This is a genomic window from Methylophaga sp., from assembly GCF_030651745.1.
Window position 1 is genome coordinate 1 of the sequence record NZ_JAUSCC010000048.1, and the last position, 4,082, is coordinate 4,082.

General features: G+C 48.5%; 5 protein-coding genes. All 5 read left to right on the top strand.

Going from position 1 to position 4,082, the window contains the following annotated elements; all coding sequences use genetic code 11:
• Positions 1-33 precede the first annotated feature (33 nt).
• From accB to fis, 5 genes are read left to right on the top strand one after another with little or no spacing between them, the layout of a single operon-like run.
• Positions 34-504 (top strand): acetyl-CoA carboxylase biotin carboxyl carrier protein, encoded by a 471-nt coding sequence (gene accB / locus Q7V21_RS05450; protein WP_304916303.1) that lies wholly within the window; start codon positions 34-36, stop codon positions 502-504.
• A 54-nt stretch (positions 505-558) separates the two neighbouring features.
• Positions 559-1,899 carry an acetyl-CoA carboxylase biotin carboxylase subunit gene (gene accC / locus Q7V21_RS05455; RefSeq protein WP_069294750.1) on the top strand — a complete coding sequence of 447 codons (1,341 nt, stop codon included), beginning with the start codon at positions 559-561 and terminating at the stop codon, positions 1,897-1,899.
• 11 nt (positions 1,900-1,910) lie between these two features.
• The gene (prmA, locus tag Q7V21_RS05460) at positions 1,911-2,780 is read left to right on the top strand and encodes a 50S ribosomal protein L11 methyltransferase (RefSeq protein ID WP_304916304.1); all 870 of its coding nucleotides are present in this window, start codon (positions 1,911-1,913) and stop codon (positions 2,778-2,780) included.
• Complete coding sequence (gene dusB / locus Q7V21_RS05465) at positions 2,773-3,774, top strand: tRNA dihydrouridine synthase DusB (RefSeq protein WP_304916305.1); 1,002 nt, start codon at positions 2,773-2,775, stop codon at positions 3,772-3,774. Before prmA ends, dusB begins: the two co-directional genes overlap by 8 nt.
• Positions 3,771-4,061 (top strand): DNA-binding transcriptional regulator Fis, encoded by a 291-nt coding sequence (fis, locus tag Q7V21_RS05470; RefSeq protein WP_069294753.1) that lies wholly within the window; start codon positions 3,771-3,773, stop codon positions 4,059-4,061. The genes dusB and fis overlap by 4 nt, the downstream gene beginning before the upstream one ends.
• Positions 4,062-4,082 lie beyond the last annotated feature (21 nt).

Consider the following 4,082-nt stretch of genomic DNA (forward strand, 5'->3'; position numbering starts at 1 on the left):
GCCATTACACACACCAACCATCAAGGCTAAATCATGGATATTCGTAAAATAAAAAAATTGATTGATTTGATTCAGGAATCGGATGTTGCAGAGATCGAAATTTCTGAAGGTGAAGAATCTGTTCGTATCAGCCGCGCCAGCTCTGCTTACCCACAACAACAATATTTTGCTGCTCCGCAACCTGCTCCAGTCGCACCAAGTGTGCCGTCTTTTGCCAGTGAAGCGGCTACTGCCGCAGCAACAGCTGCAGCAACCAAATCTTCTAACGAAGCCAATGCGGTACGCTCGCCGATGGTTGGTACTTTTTATCGATCGCCGTCGCCGGAAGCCGCTTCATTTGTGGAAATCGGCCAGCAAGTTTCAGCCGGTGATGTAATTTGCATTATCGAAGCAATGAAAATGTTCAATCAAATTGAAGCGGATCGCAGCGGTATCGTCAAAGCTATCCTGGTCGAAGATGGTCACCCGGTTGAGTATGACGAACCGTTGATCGTTATTGAATAATACTGCTGGCAGCTTCGGCTGTCTTAGCAAGCTAAACACTGCGGATAAAACATCATGATTGATAAAATTGTCATCGCTAATCGCGGCGAGATCGCTTTGCGTATTCTCAGAGCCTGCTGGGAATTAGGCATTAAAACCGTTGCTGTCCACTCTGATGTGGATCGTGATTTGAAACATGTACTGCTGGCCGATGAAAGTGTCTGTATCGGCCCTGCACCTTCCGGACTCAGCTATCTGAATGTGCCAGCCTTAATCAGTGCAGCCGAAATCACTGATGCCACTGCAATTCATCCTGGTTATGGATTCCTGTCAGAAAATGCTGACTTTGCTGAACGTGTCGAAGAAAGTGGCTTTATTTTCATCGGCCCCCGCCCTGAAACCATTCGTATCATGGGTGACAAAGTTGAAGCGATAAAAGCCATGAAAGCCGCTGGTGTACCTTGTGTACCGGGCTCTGATGGTCCGCTTGGCAATCATGATGAGACTAATCTGCGTCTGGCACGTGAAATTGGCTATCCGATCATTATCAAAGCGGCTGGCGGTGGCGGTGGACGTGGTATGCGTGAAGTGCACAGTGAAGCTCATTTGCTGAATGCCATTGCCTTAACCAAAAGTGAAGCAAAATCGGCGTTCAGTAATGATATGGTTTACATGGAAAAATTCCTGGAAAACCCGCGTCATATCGAGTTTCAGGTATTAGCCGATGAGCATGGCAATGCCGTGCACTTGGGTGAACGTGACTGCTCAATGCAACGTCGTCATCAGAAAGTTGTTGAAGAAGCGCCTGCACCGGGCATTACCAAAGAAATGCGCGATCGTATGGGTAAAGTCTGTGCCGATGCCTGTGTGCGTATCGGTTACCGCGGTGCAGGTACCTTTGAGTTTCTCTATCAGGACGGTGAGTTCTATTTCATCGAAATGAACACCCGTATTCAAGTTGAACATCCGGTCACCGAACGTGTTACCGGCGTGGATTTAGTTGTTGAACAGATTCGTATTGCATCAGGTTTACCGCTGTCAATTAAACAAGAAGATGTAGTGATGCGCGGTCATGCGATTGAATGTCGCATCAATGCTGAAGATCCACGTACCTTTATGCCAAGTCCGGGTCTGGTTACGCATTATCATGCACCAGGCGGTGCCGGTATTCGTATGGATTCGCACCTATACAGCGGTTACCGCGTACCACCAAACTACGATTCTTTAATTGGCAAACTGATTGCCTACGGTAATACCCGTGAATCAGCGATTGCCCGTATGCGTACTGCATTGAAAGAAATCGGCATTGAAGGCATCAAAACCAACGTTGAATTACAACGCGACATCATGGATGACACGCATTTTCAGACTGGTGGCACCAATATTCACTATCTTGAAAAGAAACTCGGACTATAAGTCCGACTGTTATGGCCTGGATCCAACTTATTTTCACCAGCTCGCCGCAGCAGGCAGAAGCATTATCCGATGCACTGTCTGAATGCGGCGCGGCAGCAGTCACCTTTCAGGACAATGCCGATCAGCCCATCTATGAACCAGCTATCGGCGAGACACCGTTATGGACTGCAACTTCGGTAATTGCATTGTTTGATGCCGAAACTGACACTGACATGCTGCTGGCATCATTAAAATCCCAGATAAGTGATTTACCAGTCTGCCGCATTGAAGCGGTTGAAGATAAAGACTGGGAACGGGAGTGGATGGATAACTTCAAACCGATCTGCTTCGGTGAGAAATTATGGATAGTGCCCAGCTGGCATCAACCTCCCCAACCGGAAGCCATTAATATTCTGCTGGATCCCGGCCTGGCGTTCGGTACCGGCACCCACCCAACCACCGCGTTATGTCTGCAATGGCTGGATCAGGCTGATTTAACCGGTAAAACTGTGATTGACTATGGCTGCGGTAGCGGCATCCTGGCGATAGCTGCGGCGCTGCTTGGCGCAGATAAAGTTATTGGTGTTGATACCGACCCACAAGCTTTAGAAGCTACACAAGCCAATGCACAGCGTAATGGCGTCATTATTGAGACCTATCTGCCGCAACACTGCCCGACTTTTGAATGTGATTTATTGCTGGCAAATATTCTGGCCGGTCCGTTAATGGAATTAATGCCACGTTTTCTCGAATTAACCCGTGCTCAATCTCAGTTGGTGTTATCGGGTCTTCTCGATGTCCAAGCCGAAACATTACGGCAGCATTATCAGACCGCGTTTGCTATGGATGCCCCTGTTGTATTGGAAGAATGGGCGCGCCTGACTGGTATTCGTCATGGCTGATAAAGCTTTATCCATCGGCCCTTACACCTTACCGAATAATCTGTTTCTGGCGCCAATGGCTGGCGTAACCGATCGTCCGTTTCGCCAACTGTGCCGTAAACTTGGTGCTGGCATGGCGGTGTCGGAAATGATCACAGCTAACAAAGCCTTGTGGGCCAGTAAAAAATCCCTGTTACGTGCCAATCACGAAGGCGAACCTGAACCTCGTAGTGTGCAGATTGCCGGGGCGGATCCACAGATGATGGCTGAAGCGGCCCGACATAATGTGGCGGAAGGTGCGCATATTATCGACATCAATATGGGTTGCCCGGCAAAAAAAGTCTGCAATGTGATGGCAGGTTCCGCTTTGTTACAACATGAAAAACTGGTTGGCGATATTCTGCAAGCGGTGGTCAATGCGGTTGATGTACCGGTGACTTTGAAAATCCGTACCGGCTGGGATCGCGATAACCGCAATGGTGTGCGAATCGCCAGAATCGCTGAAGATGCTGGTATTCAAGCGCTGGCCATTCATGGTCGAACCCGCGCCGATGCCTATAAAGGTGATGCCGAATACGACACCATTGCGGAAATCAAATCGCGCATTACGATTCCGGTGATTGCCAACGGCGATATTGATAATCCGCAAAAAGCGCTATTGGTGTTACAGAAAACTGGTGCGGATGGTTTGATGATTGGTCGTGCGGCCCAGGGCAACCCTTGGATATTCAAGCAAATATTGCATTTCTTACAAACTGGTGACAATTTAGCTGAACCTGCTGTAACAGAAGTGCAACAGATCTTGATTAGTCACCTGCACACGCTGTACGATTTCTATGGTGAATATTCCGGTGTGCGCATGGCGCGCAAGCACATTGCGTGGTACAGCAAAGGTTTACGCAATGGTAATGCCTTTCGCCAACAGATGAATACACTGGAGAAAGCTGAACAACAGCTGGCTTTTACAGATGCATTTTTTGCGCAACTCGCTGACAAGGATTCACTGGCCGCATGAATAACGCGCTGAACAACGACTTAGCTGATTGTATTGATTTAGGTGTCACCGCCGAACAGCAACACGCCCCTTTGAATCAATGTGTCACCAACGCGCTGAAAACCTATTTTGAACAGCTGGACGGTCACTCCCCTGCCAATCTTTATGAAATGTTGATGACAGAGGTTGAAGTACCTTTGTTACAAGCCGCATTGGCACACACCCACGGAAATCAAAGTCGCGCTGCCGAAATTCTGGGCATTAACCGCGGCACCCTGCGAAAAAAACTCAAGCAATACGGCTTGTAATCAAGCCTGAATCTCAATCTG